Genomic DNA, 13710 nt, shown 5'->3' with positions numbered 1-13710 from the left:
GACGGTGAGCGCGTTCCCGAAGCGTCATGGGGAGGGGCTCGATGGATGCTCAGATGTCGGAACGCATGCCGACGAGCGTGGTGCTCGCGCTCGTGGGGGTCTGGTTTCAGGTCGTCGCCGGGGTGTTCGGCGCCTTCGTGACGTTGTCGCTGCTCGGCGACCGGCTCGACCACGGCCAGGACGTGCGGAACGCGGGCCTGGTGCGCGGCCTCGTCATCTTCTCCCTCGTCGTGACGGCCGTGCTCGCCGTCGCGGGGGTTCTCGCGCCCAAGCGGTTTCGCTGGACCCGCATCGTCATCCTGGCCGCGGAGGCCGTGGCCGTGCTGGACTCCCTGATCGGGCTGGTCGGCGGAGGCGGGATGCTCATGCTCGTCAAGCTCGTGCTCGCCCTCACGATCGGCGCGGTGCTGCTGACCGACAAAGGGCTCGACTGGTTCGTGCGGTGAACCGGCGCCCCCTGACCACGGTCATGGTCAGGAGAGCGCCGTCGCGGCGGCCCGCCACGTGCGGGTCAGCGGGCGTCACCCTGGAGGCCCTCGCGAGGTGCGGCGGAAGGCGTGCCGCCGGCACCGCCGTAACGAAAGGATCTTCGCGAACCGGAGGCGGGCGCGCGGCGCGCCCGCCTGGCTCCGCCGCGGCTCCAGGAGCCGGTCGGGCGGAGCTCGCTTCTAGAGACCGGGCGCGGGGAACTGTGCGGTGAGCTCGCTCACCTCGTGGTGGACGCGCGTGATGACGTCGTCGGCGTCGCCCTTGGCGAGGGCGGTGACGACCTCGTCCATCCAGGCGCCGATCTGGCGCATCTCCGCCTCACCCATGCCGCGCGAGGTGACCGACGGCGTGCCGATGCGGATGCCCGACGGGTCGAACGGCTTGCGCGTGTCGAACGGCACCGTGTTGTAGTTGGTCTCCAGCCCCGCGCGGTCGAGCGCCTGCGCGGCCGGCTTGCCGCCGATGCCCTTGGGCGTGAGGTCGAGCAGGATCAGGTGGTTGTCGGTGCCGCCGGAGACGAGGTCGAACCCGCGCGAGGCGAGCTCGTCGGCCAGGGTCTTGGCGTTGGCGACGACCTGGTGGGCGTAGTCGCGGAAGGCCGGCTGGGCGGCCTCGTGCAGCGCGACGGCGATGGCGGCCGTGGTGTGGTTGTGCGGGCCGCCCTGCAGGCCGGGGAAGACGGCCTTGTTGAGCGCCTTGGCGTGCTCTTCCGAGTCGGCCATGAGCATGGCGCCGCGCGGGCCGCGCAGCGTCTTGTGCGTGGTCGTGGAGATCACGTCGGCGTGGCCCGCCGGCGACGGGTGCGCGCCGCCCGCGACCAGGCCCGCGATGTGGGCGATGTCGGCGGCCAGCACGGCGCCGGCCTCACGGGCGATCGAGGCGAAACCCTCGAAGTCGATCGTGCGCGGGATCGCGGTGCCGCCGCAGAAGATGAGCTTCGGACGGTGCTCCAGGGCGAGCTGGCGCACCTCGTCGAGGTCGATGCGGCCGGTGTCCTTGCGCACGCCGTAGCGGACCGGGTTGAACCACTTGCCGGTGGCCGAGACGGACCAGCCGTGGGTGAGGTGGCCGCCGAACGGCAGGCCCATGCCCATCACGGTGTCGCCGGGCTGCAGGAACGCCATGTAGACGGCGAGGTTGGCGGGCGAGCCGGAGTAGGGCTGGACGTTGGCGTGGCCGACGCCGAAGACCGCCTTGGCGCGCTCGATGGCGAGGGTCTCGATCTGGTCGATGACCTGCTGGCCCTCGTAGTAGCGCTTGCCCGCGTAGCCTTCGCTGTACTTGTTCGTCAGGACGGTGCCGGTGGCCTCGAGCACGGCCTTGGACACGTAGTTTTCGGACGCGATGAGCTTGACGGTGTCGGCCTGCCGCCGCTCCTCCGCCTGGATGAGCTCGGCGAGCTGCGGGTCGACGCTAGAGAGAGAACTCATGATTCTCCTGTCATCGTTGACAATCTGCGAAGACCCAGGCGCACGGCCTCCGCTCCTTTCGCTCCCCGGTGGTCGTTCCCACCCAATGCGCCAGTCGCGTCTCGTCTAGACGATAGCGGATGCGGCGGGCTCTCACTTCTGCGTGATCTTCACGTTCCTGAACAGGCCGAGCGTCAGGAGGTCCAGGTCGACGGCCTTGATCGTCTTCCGGACGCCGCGGAAGACGGCGAACAACCGTTTCGACTCGCCGGCACGGATCTGGTCGCCCGCGCCCCAGGTCGGATCACGCGTTGTTCGTCCGGCCCATGCCCGGCCAGAGCCGGTCGACCTCGGCGTTCAGGATGGCTCCGATGAGCACGGCCAGCGCGGTGATGTACAACCACAGCAGCAGGGCGATGGGCGCGGCCAGGGAACCGTAGACGGAGACGGGCGAGAACCACGCGGCCAGCACGGCCCTCAGCACCGCCGCGCAGACGATCCACAGGAACAACGCCAGGATGGCGCCGGGCAGCTCGCGGTACCACTTCGTGCGCACCGGGACGCTCACGTGGTAGAGCACGGTCAGGAACAGCACCGAGCCGACGATCACGACCGGCCAGTAGAGCACGTCGATGAGGATGCCGTATTCGCCGGGCAGCGTGTCCCTGAGCAGGGTCGGGCCGACGACCAGGATCGGCATGACGATGATGCCGATGACCAGGCCGATGACGTAGAGGCCGAACGACATCAGCCTGGTGCGGATGATGCCGCGCTCCTCGCCCAGCCCGTAGGCGACGGAGATGAGGTCGACGTAGACGTAGAGGGCCCTGGAGCCGGACCACAGGGACACCAGGAAACCCAGCGAGATGATCGACACCTTGCCGGCGTCGTCGCTGAGCACGTCGGTGATGAGCGGGTTGACGACCTTGGTGACGGCGTCGTCGGTGAACAGCAGGCCGGCCTGGGCGATCACCCAGGCCTTGACCTGGCCGACCACTCCCGGCCCCAGCCAGGTGCCGAGCTTGCCGATGACGCCGATCAGGCCCAGCACGAAAGGCGGCAGCGACAGCAGCGCGAAGAAGGCCGCCTCACCCGCGAGGCCGGTCACCCGGTAGTTGACCCCGGCGTTGGTCGACGCACGGACGATCGCCCACGACTTGGTGTCGAGCACCCAGCTCAGCCTGGCCCGGGCGTTGGAGGCGAGCCCCCTTTTCGGCCGGGAAGGCGCTTCGGTGGACGTCATGGCACCCAACGGTATTCGCAGTTACTCTTCGGCACAGCCTAGCCAATGGTCACTGCCCATCGGCCCGCCGCCCTACCAGAGTGCCTGGTCGAAACCGTGGTGGCGGTTGCCCCCATTAGACGCCGCGCACCCCGCCCGTGGCTAGTCGTTGTCGACGATGCGCGCGCCCAGCGGGAGGAGGGAGACGGGGATCATCTTGATGTTCGCCACGCCCATCGGAATGCCGATGATGGAGATGAACAGCGGGATCGAGGTGATGACGTGGCCGATGGCCAGCCAGATCCCCGCGACGACGCACCAGATGATGTTGCCGAGCAACGAGAACACCCCCGCGTCGGGGTCGCGCACGACGGTCCTGCCGAACGGCCACAGCGCGTACGCGGCGATCCTGAACGAGGCGATGCCGAACGGAATCGTGATGATCAGGATGCAGCAGATGATCCCGGCCAGTGCGTAGCCCATGGCCAGCCAGATTCCGGCGAACACGAGCCAGATGACGTTCAAGATTGTGCGCATACTCACAGCATGTCACTGGTCCTGCCGTTCGCGTCATCCGGTTCGACCCTGAGATCACCCCGAGACGGGCGCGCGGCCCCTTCCTGGAGGCCCCGCGAACGCCTGCGCGATCTCCATCCACTCCCTCGCCGGGCTCCCCGCCATCTCCAGCGCGGTGTTCGACAGGTGGATGCGCTGGGTGACGGCCAGGCAGAAGTCGAGCACCGGCCCGCGTACGACGCTCTCCGCGTCGCCGGGGCCCGCCGTCCACGTGGCGCCGTCCGGCATGGTGAGCTCCGCGCGCACCGGCTCGGCGGGCACGGGGAGGCCGCGTACGGCGAAGCTGTACGGCCTGGCCATGAAGCCGATCGAGGCCACGTGCCTGAGCCGGGCCGTGGGCGGCCTGGTGACGCCGAGCGCGTCGGCCACGTCCTGGCCGTGGGCCCACGTCTCCATCAGCCGCGCGGTGACGAACGAGGCCGCCGACATGTCGGGCCCGTACCACGGCACCCGGTCGCGGGCGCCGAGCGTGGTGAACACCTCGACGCTGCGGGCCCGCGCCGTACGGAACCAGGCGAGCAGGTCGGCGGGAGTCCTCCCGCGCGCCCGCAGCACCAGGTCGTCGACCCATCCGTCGACCGGGCCGGGACCCGCGAGGGAGGCGCGGTGGCCGTCGGGGTCGGTGACCGCCCGGACGGCCGCGTCGTCGAACCAGGCCAGGTGGCTCACCTGGTCGCGGATCGCCCACCCCTCGGCGGGCGTGGGGCGTTCCCAGCCGTCGTCGCTCAGGGGCCGCAGCAGCGCCTCGAAGGACGCGGTCTCGGCACGCAGGTCGTCGAGCAACTCGGCCATGAGGTTCACGCGCGCCAGCCTAACCGGAACAACCTTCTAGGAGAATAATGCAGGTGTGATCTGCGAGAGCTGCAAGGACAAGCGCCACGACGACTGCCGCGGCGGCTCGTGGTGCGACTGCCAGCACCAGACCGCGGAGCAGGCCAGGGAGTCGGAGCTGGACTGGCCGCGCCAGGGCTGAACGATCCCACACTCTGGACCCCTTCTTGGACATCCCGGACGGCCGGGGTATCTTCGTTGTATGCCAGCGGACCCCATGCTCGTCGGTCGACGCCACGTCGACCTGCTGCGTGTCCGCAGTGCCATCTGTTGCGACGCCCGCTAACCGCCATCTTTCTTTTGCCGCTGAGCGCGTCGCATTCCCTCCTGCATTCCTGCCCTCGATGACGAGGCGGGAGGACCATAGCGCGCGCCCATGATCCGAAGGACGCGCAATGAGCACTCCTGCCAGCCGCACTCCCGCCAGCCGCCATCACCGGCGCCCGCGCGGCGAAGGCCAGTGGGCTCTCGGTTACCGCGAGCCGCTCAACAAGAACGAAGAGAACAAGAAGAACGACGACGGCCTCAACGTCCGCCAGCGCATCATCGACATCTACTCCAAGCGGGGCTTCGACTCCATCGACCCGGCCGACCTGCGCGGACGCATGCGCTGGTACGGCCTCTACACCCAGCGCAGGCCCGGCATCGACGGCGGCAAGACGGCGATCCTCGAGCCCGAGGAGCTCGACGACCGCTACTTCATGATGCGCGTGCGCATCGACGGCGGGCAGCTCGACCTGGCCCAGCTGCGCACGATCGCCGACATCGCCAACGAATATGCCCGCGGCACCGCCGACCTGACCGACCGCCAGAACATCCAGCTCCACTGGATCGAGATCGAGTCGGTGCCGGACATCTGGGAGCGCCTGGAGGCCGTGGGCCTGTCCACCACGGAGGCCTGCGGCGACACCCCGCGCGTGATCCTCGGGTGCCCGCTGGCCGGCATCGACACCGACGAGGTGCTGGACGCCACGGAGCAGATCCGTGAGCTGAAGGAGCGGGTCATCGGCAACCCGGCCTACTCCAACCTGCCGCGCAAGTTCAAGACGGCGCTGAGCGGCTGCCCCGCCCACTGCACGGTCCACGAGATCAACGACGTGGCGTTCGTCGGGGTGGTCAACGAGCGCGGCGAGGCCGGCTACGACCTGTGGGTCGGCGGCGGCCTGTCGACCAACCCGATGCTGGCCAAGCGGCTGGGCGTGTTCGTCCGGCCCGACCAGGTGGGCGACGTGCACGAGGGCGTCACCGGGATCTTCCGCGACTACGGCTACCGGCGGCTGCGGCACAGGGCGAGGCTCAAGTTCCTGGTCAACGACTGGGGCGTGGAGAAGTTCCGTGAGGTGCTCGAGCAGGAATACCTCAAGGAGCCGCTGCCCGACGGGCCCGCCCCCGAGCCGCCCCGCGGCAGCCGGCGCGACCACGTCGGCGTCTTCCCGCAGAAGGACGGCGCCTTCTACGTCGGCTTCGCCCCCAAGGTGGGCCGGGTCGACGGCGACAAGCTCCATCAGATCGCCGACATCGCCGAGCGGCACGGCTCCGGCAGGGTCCGCACGACGATCGAGCAGAAGATGGTCGTCCTCGACGTCGCACCCGACCAGGTCGACTCCCTCGTGGTCGAGCTGGAGGCCGCCGACCTGCGGGTCAGGCCGTCCACGTTCCGCCGCCAGACGATGGCCTGCACCGGCATCGAGTTCTGCAAGCTGGCCATCGTCGAGACCAAGTCGGCGGCGGCCGGCCTGATCGACGAGCTGGAGCGCCGGCTGCCGTCGTTCGACGAGCCGCTGACCATCAACGTCAACGGCTGCCCCAACGCGTGCGCCCGCACCCAGACCGCCGACATCGGCCTGAAGGGCCAGCTCGTGGTCGACGAGAACGGCGAGCAGGTCGAGGGCTTCCAGATCCACCTGGGCGGCTCGCTGGGCGTCGACTCCGGCTTCGGCCGCAAGGTCAGAGGGCTGAAGACCACCGCCAAGGCGCTGCCCGACTACGTCGCGCGGGTCGTGTCCCACTACGACGACCAGAAGAAGGAAGGCGAGTCGTTCGCCGACTGGGTGCAGCGAGCGGACGAGGCCGACCTGAAATGACCACACGAGCGGTTCCCTTCCACTGCCCGTACTGCGGCGACGAGGACCTCGAACCCTACGAGGGCGAGCTCGACGACGCCGGGCACGGCACGGGCGGCAGCTGGTACTGCCGCGCCTGCGCTCGTGCTTTCAAGCTGAAGTTTCTCGGGATCGGAGTGAGGATATGACGCTGGTCGACCTCGAGGTCGTCTTAAGAGATCAACGTGGCTCGCTCGACCTGCCGGACATCGTCGAGTCGGCCGCGACCGCTCTGGAGGGCGCCCCCGCGCGCGAGATCATCCGTTGGGCGGCGGCGACCTTCGGCGAGCGTTTGTGCCTGACCTCCTCCATGAGCGACGCGCTGCTCATCGATCTGGTGAGCCGGGTCAAACCCGGCGTTGACGTGTTGTTCATCGACACCGGCTACCACTTCGCCGAGACGATCGGCACGCGGGACGCCGTGCGGCAGGTCTATGACGTCAATGTGATCGACATCAAGCCGTCGCGGACGGTCGATGAGCAGGATCGCGACCTCGGCCCGCGCCTGTTCGGCCGCAACCCCGACCTCTGCTGCTACCTGCGCAAGGTGGAGCCGCTCAACCGGGCGCTGGAGCCGTACCTCGCGTGGATCTCCGGTATCCGCCGCGACGAGTCGCCGAGCCGGACGAACACCAGGGTCGTCGAGTGGGACGCCAAGCGGCAGATGGTCAAGGTCAATCCGATCGCCGCCTGGACGCAGGATGACGTCGACAACTACATCGCCGACAACGGGGTGCTGATCAACCCGTTGCACTACGACAACTACCCCTCGATCGGCTGCGCGCCCTGCACGCGGCAGGTCGCGGATGGTGAGGATCCGCGCAGCGGTCGCTGGGCGGGCCTGGGGAAGGTCGAATGCGGCATTCACCTGTGATCCCCGACAGGGGCTCCGTCCCGTTGGCAGGCGGGACGGCCCCCGGCCGCGTGCCACTGGTGGCGGTGGCGCACGGGTCACGCGACCCGCGCGCCGCCGCCACCGTGGCCGCGCTGCTCGACAGGGTGCGCCTGGAACGCCCCGACGTGCCCGTACGCGTGGCCTATCTCGACCACTGCGCTCCCGCGCTCGGGCAGGCGCTGGCCGGGCTCGACGAGGCCGTGGTGCTGCCGCTGCTGCTCACCGAGGCGTACCACAGCCGGGTCGATCTGCCCGCGGCGCTCAACGAGGTCAGGGCGCGCCATCCGCGCCTGCGCGTGCACTACGGCACCACGCTCGGTCCGCACCCGCTGCTGCGGACCGCGCTGGAGCGGCGGCTGGCCGGGGCGGGCGTGCCCGCGGGCGACCCGGACACGGCGGTGGTGCTGGTGTCGGCCGGTTCGAGCGACGCCAGGGCCAACGCGGTGGTCTCGGGCATGGCCCGGCGGTGGCGGCGCTCCGGCTGGTGGTCGGTGTCGGCCGCCTACGCCTCCGCGGCCGACCCGTCGCCTGCCGAGGCGGTCTCCGCGCTGCTGCGCTCCGGCGCGCCGCGGGTCGCCGTCGCCCCCTATCTGCTGGCTCCCGGCTACTTCGCCGACAAGGTGCGGCAGGCCGCGCTGGAGGCCGGCGCCGAGGTCGTGGCCGACGTGCTCGGGCCCGCTCCCGAGCTGGTCGGCGTGCTGCTGGAACGGTACGAAGCGGCCCAGCGGCGTCCGGTGCCCATCGCCGGCTGAGCAGCCCGGCTGAGCAGCCGATCAAGCAGCGGGGTCAGTAGCCCCGGCCGAGGTCGCGGTTCATGTCGCGCACCTGCCGGTTCAGCTCGCGGGTCTCGTGGCGGAGCTGCCTGCCCAGCTCGCGCCAGTCCTCTCCGTGAAACATCCGCCAGTGCTCCCGCCAGGCCGACAGCTTGCGCTTGATCGGCTTCGCGCGCGAGTCGCCGACCACCTTGACGTCGCCCATCACGGCGTACGCCTGCACGCGCACGACGGGCACGTTCGCTCCCTGGGCGCCCTCCAGGACGTCCACCTTCTTGTCGCCCATGATGGCGACGCCGTCGAGGTCCACGTTCACCCCGTCCGGCACGATGATCTTCACGTCGCCCATCACGGAGACGGCCATGATGTCGACCGAGTTCGTACGCACCTCCGCCTCGCGCAGGTCGAGCACCACGTCCCCCATCACGGCGACCGCGCCGAGCTCCTTGTCGATCCGCCAGGTGCCGCGCCGCTTGGAGTCGCCCATGATGCCCACGAACCAGCGCCGCTTGCGTCCCGTCGGGGCCGGCGACGCGGGCGCGGGCGCGCCGCCCGCGGGCAGGTCCTGGGTGAGCAGGGCCAGCTCCGCGTGCGTGGCCGCGGTGTACGCGGCCTCCGTGCGGTCGGTCAGCTCGGCGAGCGTGAGCCTGCCCTCCACCGAGGCGATACGGAGTTGTTCGACGACGGCCTCGCGCTCGGCGTCCGACGCGCGGACCTCACCCGGATCAGTCATACTCGCAACATATCGCGACTTGTCCACCGTCGCGCTCTCCGGGAGGAAACTGTCTCGCCACTGACCATGCACGTTGCCCTGGAGTCCGAACCTCCGGAGGCCGGGACGCGTACCACGCCATGACACGGGGCCCTGGCATGGTCCGGGGCGCGGCCGGACCAGGCTAGGGTCCCTGTCATGCATGAGGAACAGCTCTACCGCGCGGCGTTGAACGGCGATTCCGAGACCGTGGGCAAGCTGCTGGCCGGCGGCGCCGACCCCAACACGCCCAGCGAGGGCGAGGAGGAGGGCCTGCCGCTGTGCGCGGCCGCGGCCTGGGATCGCGCCGAGGTGGCCACGACGCTGCTGACGGCCGGGGCCGAGGTCGACGGCAGGGAGACCGGCGGCTGGACGGCGCTGCTGTGGGCCGCCGCCAACGGGCATGCCGCCACCGCCCGGGTGCTGATCGAGGCGGGCGCCGCGGTCGACGCGACCAACGACGACGGCGACACCCCGCTGTCGCTGGCCGCCAGGCGCGGCGCGCTGGGCGTGGTGCAGGTCCTGCTGGCGGCGGACGCCGACGCCGAGAAGTACGACGGCGACGGCGACACGCCGCTCGACATCGCGGCCGACTGGGTGGGCGTGCACCTGGAGAGCGCCCTGCTCGACCAGATCGAGCAGGAGGGCTGGGAGCACACCGTGACCCGCCAGCACACCAGGGACGGCACCGAGCTGGTCACCGTGACCGGCCGCTCGCCCGACGGCACGCAGACCGAGCAGGTGCAGGCGCAGCGCGGGCACGCGGCCGTCGCGACCCTGCTGGAGGAGGCGACGGGCGTCCACGAGCCGGTCGACCGGCTCGTGACGCGGGCCGTGGCGCACCGCGACCTCGACGACGACGCCGAGACGTGGTGGATCGTCGCCGACTCGCTGGCCAAGCGCGGCGACGAGGAGACCTACGAGGCGCTGTCCCGGCTGTGCGTGAGCGAGGACGCCAGGGAGCGCGAGTTCGGCGTGGACGCCATCGCCCAGTTCGGCGTCACCGAGGACGAGAAGCCCTACGCCGACAGGACGCTGCCGTTGCTGGAGAAGATGGTCACCACGGAGGGCAACCCGCAGGTGCTGCGCTCGGTCCTGGCCGCGCTCGGCCACCAGGGCGATCCGAGGGCGCTGCCGTACGTGCTGGACATCCTCGGGCGTCCCGGGCACACGCGGACGATCACCGACGCGATCGCGCTGGCCGACGTGCTGCCGCCGGACCACGAGGAGGGTCTCGCGCTGCTCATCGAGATGACCCAGGACGACGACCCGGGCATCCGCGACTGGGCCACGGCCGGGCTCGCGGGCCTGTCGGCCGACACGCCCGCCATCCGGGAGGCGCTGGCGGCCCGGCTCACCGACACGAACCTGCGTGCGGTGGCCGAGGCCACGCGCGGGCTCGCGACCCGCGGCGACGAGCGGGCGGCGCAGGGGGCGGAGCGGGTGCTGGCCGAGAGCGACGACGAATACGCCAGAGACCTCGTCACCGAGCCGCCGGCAGCCGGGTGAGCGCGGTCAGTCGCCGTTGAGCACGCGGGTCACCCATTCCAGGGTCCCCGTGCTCAACGCCTCCTCCGCCAGGCGCTTCCCCGTCGTGGTCTTGATCGCCGCGAGCGAGCTGTCGATCCAGCCCTGCACGTTCTGGTGCCCCTGCTCCCGATATTCGACCGCCTGGATGAGGCACTCCAGTTTGTCGGCGTCGCGTGCGCAGACGGCCTCGAGGCTCGCCTTCTCCTCGTACTCGGCGACCGCGTCGCCCACCATGTCCGCCACCTCCGCCGACACGCCCCGCACCTGGTCGGCGGTGACGTCCTCGTTGGAGGCCGCCTTGAGGTAGCGCTTGCCGATGTAGGGGATGTCGGTGATGCGGGTCTCCTGCGTGTCATGGAACAGGCTCATGAACGCGGCCCGCTCCGGATTCGCGCCCTCCAGTTTGGCGATCATGCCCGCGATGACGGCGGCGCGGAACGAGTGCTCGGCGATGCTCTCGGGGTCGCGTACGCCCGCGACCAGCCACCCGGTCCTCTTGTAGCGCTTGAGCAGCCCGAACTCGTACAGCAGCCCGGCCAGGCCCGTCACGTCTCCCATCACGTCGTCAGTCATGTGGCCCCCTCTCGTCGTGCGCGGCGGGCCCGGCCGGCCAGCAGGCCTGGATCTGAGCCGTCCGCCAAGGATTAATCAGGATGATGGAGTCCGACCAGATTCGCAACAACCTCTGGCCATATTTCACCCCACGCCCGCATTATCCGCACTTTTCATTGAATAAATAGACGAATGCCGCGGCTGGCCATCCGGCCACGGCATTCGTCCTTTCCTTCGGAGGCGGTGATGATACCGCCCACCGCGGGCGCTACTGGTCGACCGGCCACCAGTCGAAGAAGTCGAACCCGCCCTCGTTGTCGTCGTAGCGCGGCCTGTCCGTCTTCGTAGGCGTCGGGGACGGTGTAGGCGTCGGCGTCACCACGACGATCCGCGGCCGGACCGGCCGGTCGTCATGGTGGCGCTTGTGACGGAACTTGCGATGGTGGTGGTGGTGATCGTCGTGGTGGTGGTGATGGCGACCGCCCCACCAGGGACCCCTGGGCCAGCGGTTGCAGTGACGCTTGCACCCGAGCACCGGCTTCTCTCCCGCGACGGCCCCGACCCCGGCCGAGGCGACGGCAGCGCCTGCGCTCGCGCCGGCGATCCCCTGACTCACGGGAAGGAGCATGACGCCGGCGGCCGCGCCGGCCAGAGCCACTGACATGATGCGCCTTTTTCTCGGCGCGCTCGGTTGCCGACTTTCTGTATTCTCGTGCATTCTTTTCCGTCCATGGGTAGTTCGACCCAGAAAATCCGGTACCCATCATGATCGAGTGCCCGGACAGAGGCAGACTTACCCAGGAACGGATTCTCGTTTAACCCCATGAACCCAAACAACGCGTCAAATCAAAGGACTCCGGAGGAGAGATCGTTCAACAAGGTTTTCGCCGTTGTTTGCCCGCCGGTGGGCATGGCACGAGGATGATCTCCTGAGCCCCACGGCCGCGTCCGCCGGGACGAGCCCGGCTACGGGCCGGACAGAGCGGGTGCGGCGGTCAGGACGTCCCTGGCCAGGGCGAGGTCACCGCCCAGCTCCGCCGGGAAGGCGGCCGGGTCTCCCCTGCCCCCGAGCAGGAAGCAGAACGCCACCACGTCCGCCGTGATGCTGACGTCGGGAGTGCCCGGGGCCGTCTCCTCCACGCCCAGGGGGATGCGCCACTCGCCGCCGCCGTCGCCCGTCAAGGTGAGGTGCAGGGTGTGTCCCGCGCCGCCGTCCGCCCCCGAGAGGAGCATCGTCCAGGGCAGCAGGCGGGCGCACAGGTCGGCGGTCGGGTGGATGTGCTCCGCGATCGGGTCGGGCAGGCGGACCCCGGCCGTCGCCGCGGCGTCGGCGGTGTGGATCCAGGTCTCCAGGCTCCGGCCGAGGACGTGGTCGCCCAGCCCTGTCTCCAGGCCGTCGAGCGTGGCCGCCGTCGCGGGATCCAGGCCCGCCAGGTGCCGGCAGAGCGCGTCCGCCTGGGCGCGCCAGTCCCTGCGCGTCTGCTCGGGGCTGCGTGACCGCTCGTAGGCCTGCAGATCACGCGTACGGGCCGGCGCGTCGGCCGTGCCGATGGGCGGTCCGAGCACGGGAGCGCCGACGGAGGCGGCCAGCAGACCGTCCTTGGCGGCCAGGTGGGCGACGAGTTCCTGCAGGGTCCAGCCCTCGACGATCACGCGCGACCAGTCGTCGCCGGCCGCCTCGGCCAGCAGGGCGTCCATGGCGGCGACCCGGCCCGCGTACGGCTCCGCCCAGGCCGCGGTGGGCGCCGCGGGCCTGCGCCGGGCCCTCGCGCCGGCCAGGAGTTGGGGACGCAACGAGTGGGCCGGCACCGCCGGGTCCGCCATCAGCGCGTCCAGGTAAAGACGCTCGACGGGGTCCATCACACCTCTTCCTCCGCGAGCGCGTCCGCCAGGCGCCGTAACGCCAGCCGGATGCGCGATTTCGCCGTGCCCTCGGGCATGCCGAGTTCCTCGCCGACCTGCCGGTAGGTCCTGCCGCCGAAATAGGCGAGCTCGAGTGCCTCCCGCAGGCTGCCGGGTAACGACGTCACGGCCTGCCGCACCCGCTCGGCCTCGTCGGCGGCGAGCACGGTGTCCTCCGGCCTGGCGGGCTCGCGTTCGAACAACCGCGGCCCCAGCGCCGACACCCGGCGCCGTTCCTCCGCGCGCACGTGATCGACCGCGCGCCGGTGCGCGATCGTGGCCAGCCAGGCACGCAGGGGCCCGCGCTCCGGATCGTAGGCCAGCGGACGTTCCCAGAAGACCAGGAACACCTCCTGCGTGATGTCCTCGGCGATCACCCGATCCCTGGTGACCCGGAGGGAGAGACCGAAGATCAGCGAGGAGAGCCGGTCGTAGATCTCCCCCAGAGCGGACTCGTCGCCGCCGACCACCCGCTGGTGCAGCACGCGGTCGTCGTACGGTGCCTCCACTGGCACCACACTCCCGTATAAATCCGGATCAAGGCGGCACGTGCGCCGCGACCCGAGCATGTCACTATTCGCGAGAAATGTAGAGCTGGATGACCAGCGAATGTCCCCCGTGCCGGTGCGCGCCTCCTCGGGGCTCGATCCGGCGCGCGGTAGCTTCGGAGATCCACGA

General features: G+C 70.3%; 17 protein-coding genes and 1 riboswitch. Of the genes, 8 read left to right on the top strand and 9 right to left on the bottom strand.

Annotation, left to right across the window (positions count from 1 at the left end; translation table 11 throughout):
- The first annotated feature begins 53 nt into the window (after positions 1 to 53).
- The gene (locus ACZ6SA_RS10380) at positions 54 to 446 is read left to right on the top strand and encodes a hypothetical protein (protein WP_347644344.1); all 393 of its coding nucleotides are present in this window, start codon (positions 54 to 56) and stop codon (positions 444 to 446) included.
- Positions 447 to 668: 222 nt separating this feature from the next.
- Here the strand turns inward: ACZ6SA_RS10380 and glyA are convergent, their stop codons facing one another.
- The 4 genes from glyA to ACZ6SA_RS10360 form a co-directional block, all read right to left on the bottom strand.
- On the bottom strand, positions 669 to 1943 hold the full coding sequence (gene glyA, locus ACZ6SA_RS10375) for a serine hydroxymethyltransferase (protein ID WP_465827811.1): 1275 nt from the start codon (positions 1941 to 1943) through the stop codon (positions 669 to 671).
- Between the two features lies 1 nt (position 1944).
- Positions 1945 to 2027, bottom strand: a riboswitch (ZMP/ZTP riboswitch).
- A 175-nt stretch (positions 2028 to 2202) separates the two neighbouring features.
- Positions 2203 to 3141, bottom strand: a complete 939-nt coding sequence (locus tag ACZ6SA_RS10370; RefSeq protein WP_347646736.1) for a YihY/virulence factor BrkB family protein — start codon at positions 3139 to 3141, stop codon at positions 2203 to 2205.
- A 141-nt stretch (positions 3142 to 3282) separates the two neighbouring features.
- Positions 3283 to 3657: a YccF domain-containing protein gene (locus tag ACZ6SA_RS10365; RefSeq protein WP_347646737.1), complete on the bottom strand. Its 375-nt coding sequence runs from the start codon at positions 3655 to 3657 to the stop codon at positions 3283 to 3285.
- A 54-nt stretch (positions 3658 to 3711) separates the two neighbouring features.
- Complete coding sequence (locus ACZ6SA_RS10360; protein ID WP_465827809.1) at positions 3712 to 4488, bottom strand: TIGR03084 family metal-binding protein; 777 nt, start codon at positions 4486 to 4488, stop codon at positions 3712 to 3714.
- 55 nt (positions 4489 to 4543) lie between these two features.
- On the opposite strand from ACZ6SA_RS10360, the gene ACZ6SA_RS10355 reads away from it, so the two are divergent.
- The 6 genes from ACZ6SA_RS10355 (at position 4544) to ACZ6SA_RS10330 (ending at position 8276) form a co-directional block, all read left to right on the top strand.
- Positions 4544 to 4669, top strand: coding sequence for a hypothetical protein (locus tag ACZ6SA_RS10355; RefSeq protein ID WP_347646738.1), 126 nt, complete (start codon positions 4544 to 4546; stop codon positions 4667 to 4669).
- A 60-nt stretch (positions 4670 to 4729) separates the two neighbouring features.
- On the top strand, positions 4730 to 4813 hold the full coding sequence (locus ACZ6SA_RS10350) for a putative leader peptide (protein ID WP_354532976.1): 84 nt from the start codon (positions 4730 to 4732) through the stop codon (positions 4811 to 4813).
- Positions 4814 to 4922: 109 nt separating this feature from the next.
- Positions 4923 to 6611 (top strand): nitrite/sulfite reductase, encoded by a 1689-nt coding sequence (locus ACZ6SA_RS10345; RefSeq protein ID WP_465827497.1) that lies wholly within the window; start codon positions 4923 to 4925, stop codon positions 6609 to 6611.
- Entirely contained in the window at positions 6608 to 6778 is a 171-nt protein-coding gene (locus tag ACZ6SA_RS10340; protein WP_132595212.1) for an Insertion element protein, read from the top strand. The genes ACZ6SA_RS10345 and ACZ6SA_RS10340 overlap by 4 nt, the downstream gene beginning before the upstream one ends.
- Positions 6775 to 7503: a phosphoadenylyl-sulfate reductase gene (locus ACZ6SA_RS10335; RefSeq protein WP_347646740.1), complete on the top strand. Its 729-nt coding sequence runs from the start codon at positions 6775 to 6777 to the stop codon at positions 7501 to 7503. Before ACZ6SA_RS10340 ends, ACZ6SA_RS10335 begins: the two co-directional genes overlap by 4 nt.
- Positions 7485 to 8276 carry a sirohydrochlorin chelatase gene (locus tag ACZ6SA_RS10330; protein ID WP_347646741.1) on the top strand — a complete coding sequence of 264 codons (792 nt, stop codon included), beginning with the start codon at positions 7485 to 7487 and terminating at the stop codon, positions 8274 to 8276. Before ACZ6SA_RS10335 ends, ACZ6SA_RS10330 begins: the two co-directional genes overlap by 19 nt.
- Positions 8277 to 8310: 34 nt before the next feature.
- On the opposite strand, the gene ACZ6SA_RS10325 is transcribed toward ACZ6SA_RS10330, so the two are convergent.
- Complete coding sequence (locus tag ACZ6SA_RS10325; protein WP_465827494.1) at positions 8311 to 9030, bottom strand: DUF1707 SHOCT-like domain-containing protein; 720 nt, start codon at positions 9028 to 9030, stop codon at positions 8311 to 8313.
- Positions 9031 to 9207: 177 nt separating this feature from the next.
- Here ACZ6SA_RS10325 and ACZ6SA_RS10320 point away from each other — a divergent pair, with 177 nt between their 5' ends.
- Positions 9208 to 10557, top strand: coding sequence for an ankyrin repeat domain-containing protein (locus ACZ6SA_RS10320; RefSeq protein WP_465827493.1), 1350 nt, complete (start codon positions 9208 to 9210; stop codon positions 10555 to 10557).
- Positions 10558 to 10563: 6 nt separating this feature from the next.
- Here ACZ6SA_RS10320 and ACZ6SA_RS10315 read toward each other — a convergent pair whose 3' ends face one another.
- The 4 genes from ACZ6SA_RS10315 to ACZ6SA_RS10300 all read right to left on the bottom strand — a co-directional run bounded on the left by ACZ6SA_RS10315 (position 10564) and on the right by ACZ6SA_RS10300 (position 13547).
- A complete protein-coding gene (locus ACZ6SA_RS10315) occupies positions 10564 to 11151 on the bottom strand; it encodes an HD domain-containing protein (protein ID WP_347618137.1) in 588 nt (195 codons plus the stop codon).
- A 247-nt stretch (positions 11152 to 11398) separates the two neighbouring features.
- On the bottom strand, positions 11399 to 11794 hold the full coding sequence (locus ACZ6SA_RS10310; RefSeq protein ID WP_443151210.1) for a hypothetical protein: 396 nt from the start codon (positions 11792 to 11794) through the stop codon (positions 11399 to 11401).
- A gap of 302 nt (positions 11795 to 12096) precedes the next feature.
- Positions 12097 to 12990: a maleylpyruvate isomerase family mycothiol-dependent enzyme gene (locus ACZ6SA_RS10305; RefSeq protein WP_465827491.1), complete on the bottom strand. Its 894-nt coding sequence runs from the start codon at positions 12988 to 12990 to the stop codon at positions 12097 to 12099.
- Positions 12990 to 13547 carry a sigma-70 family RNA polymerase sigma factor gene (locus ACZ6SA_RS10300; RefSeq protein ID WP_347646746.1) on the bottom strand — a complete coding sequence of 186 codons (558 nt, stop codon included), beginning with the start codon at positions 13545 to 13547 and terminating at the stop codon, positions 12990 to 12992. The genes ACZ6SA_RS10305 and ACZ6SA_RS10300 overlap by 1 nt, the downstream gene beginning before the upstream one ends.
- Positions 13548 to 13710: the final 163 nt, after the last annotated feature.

It is taken from the genome of Nonomuraea sp. NPDC049378, assembly GCF_055586745.1.
Note: the sequence above shows the minus strand (reverse complement) of the source record. Positions and strands in the feature narration are given on the sequence as shown.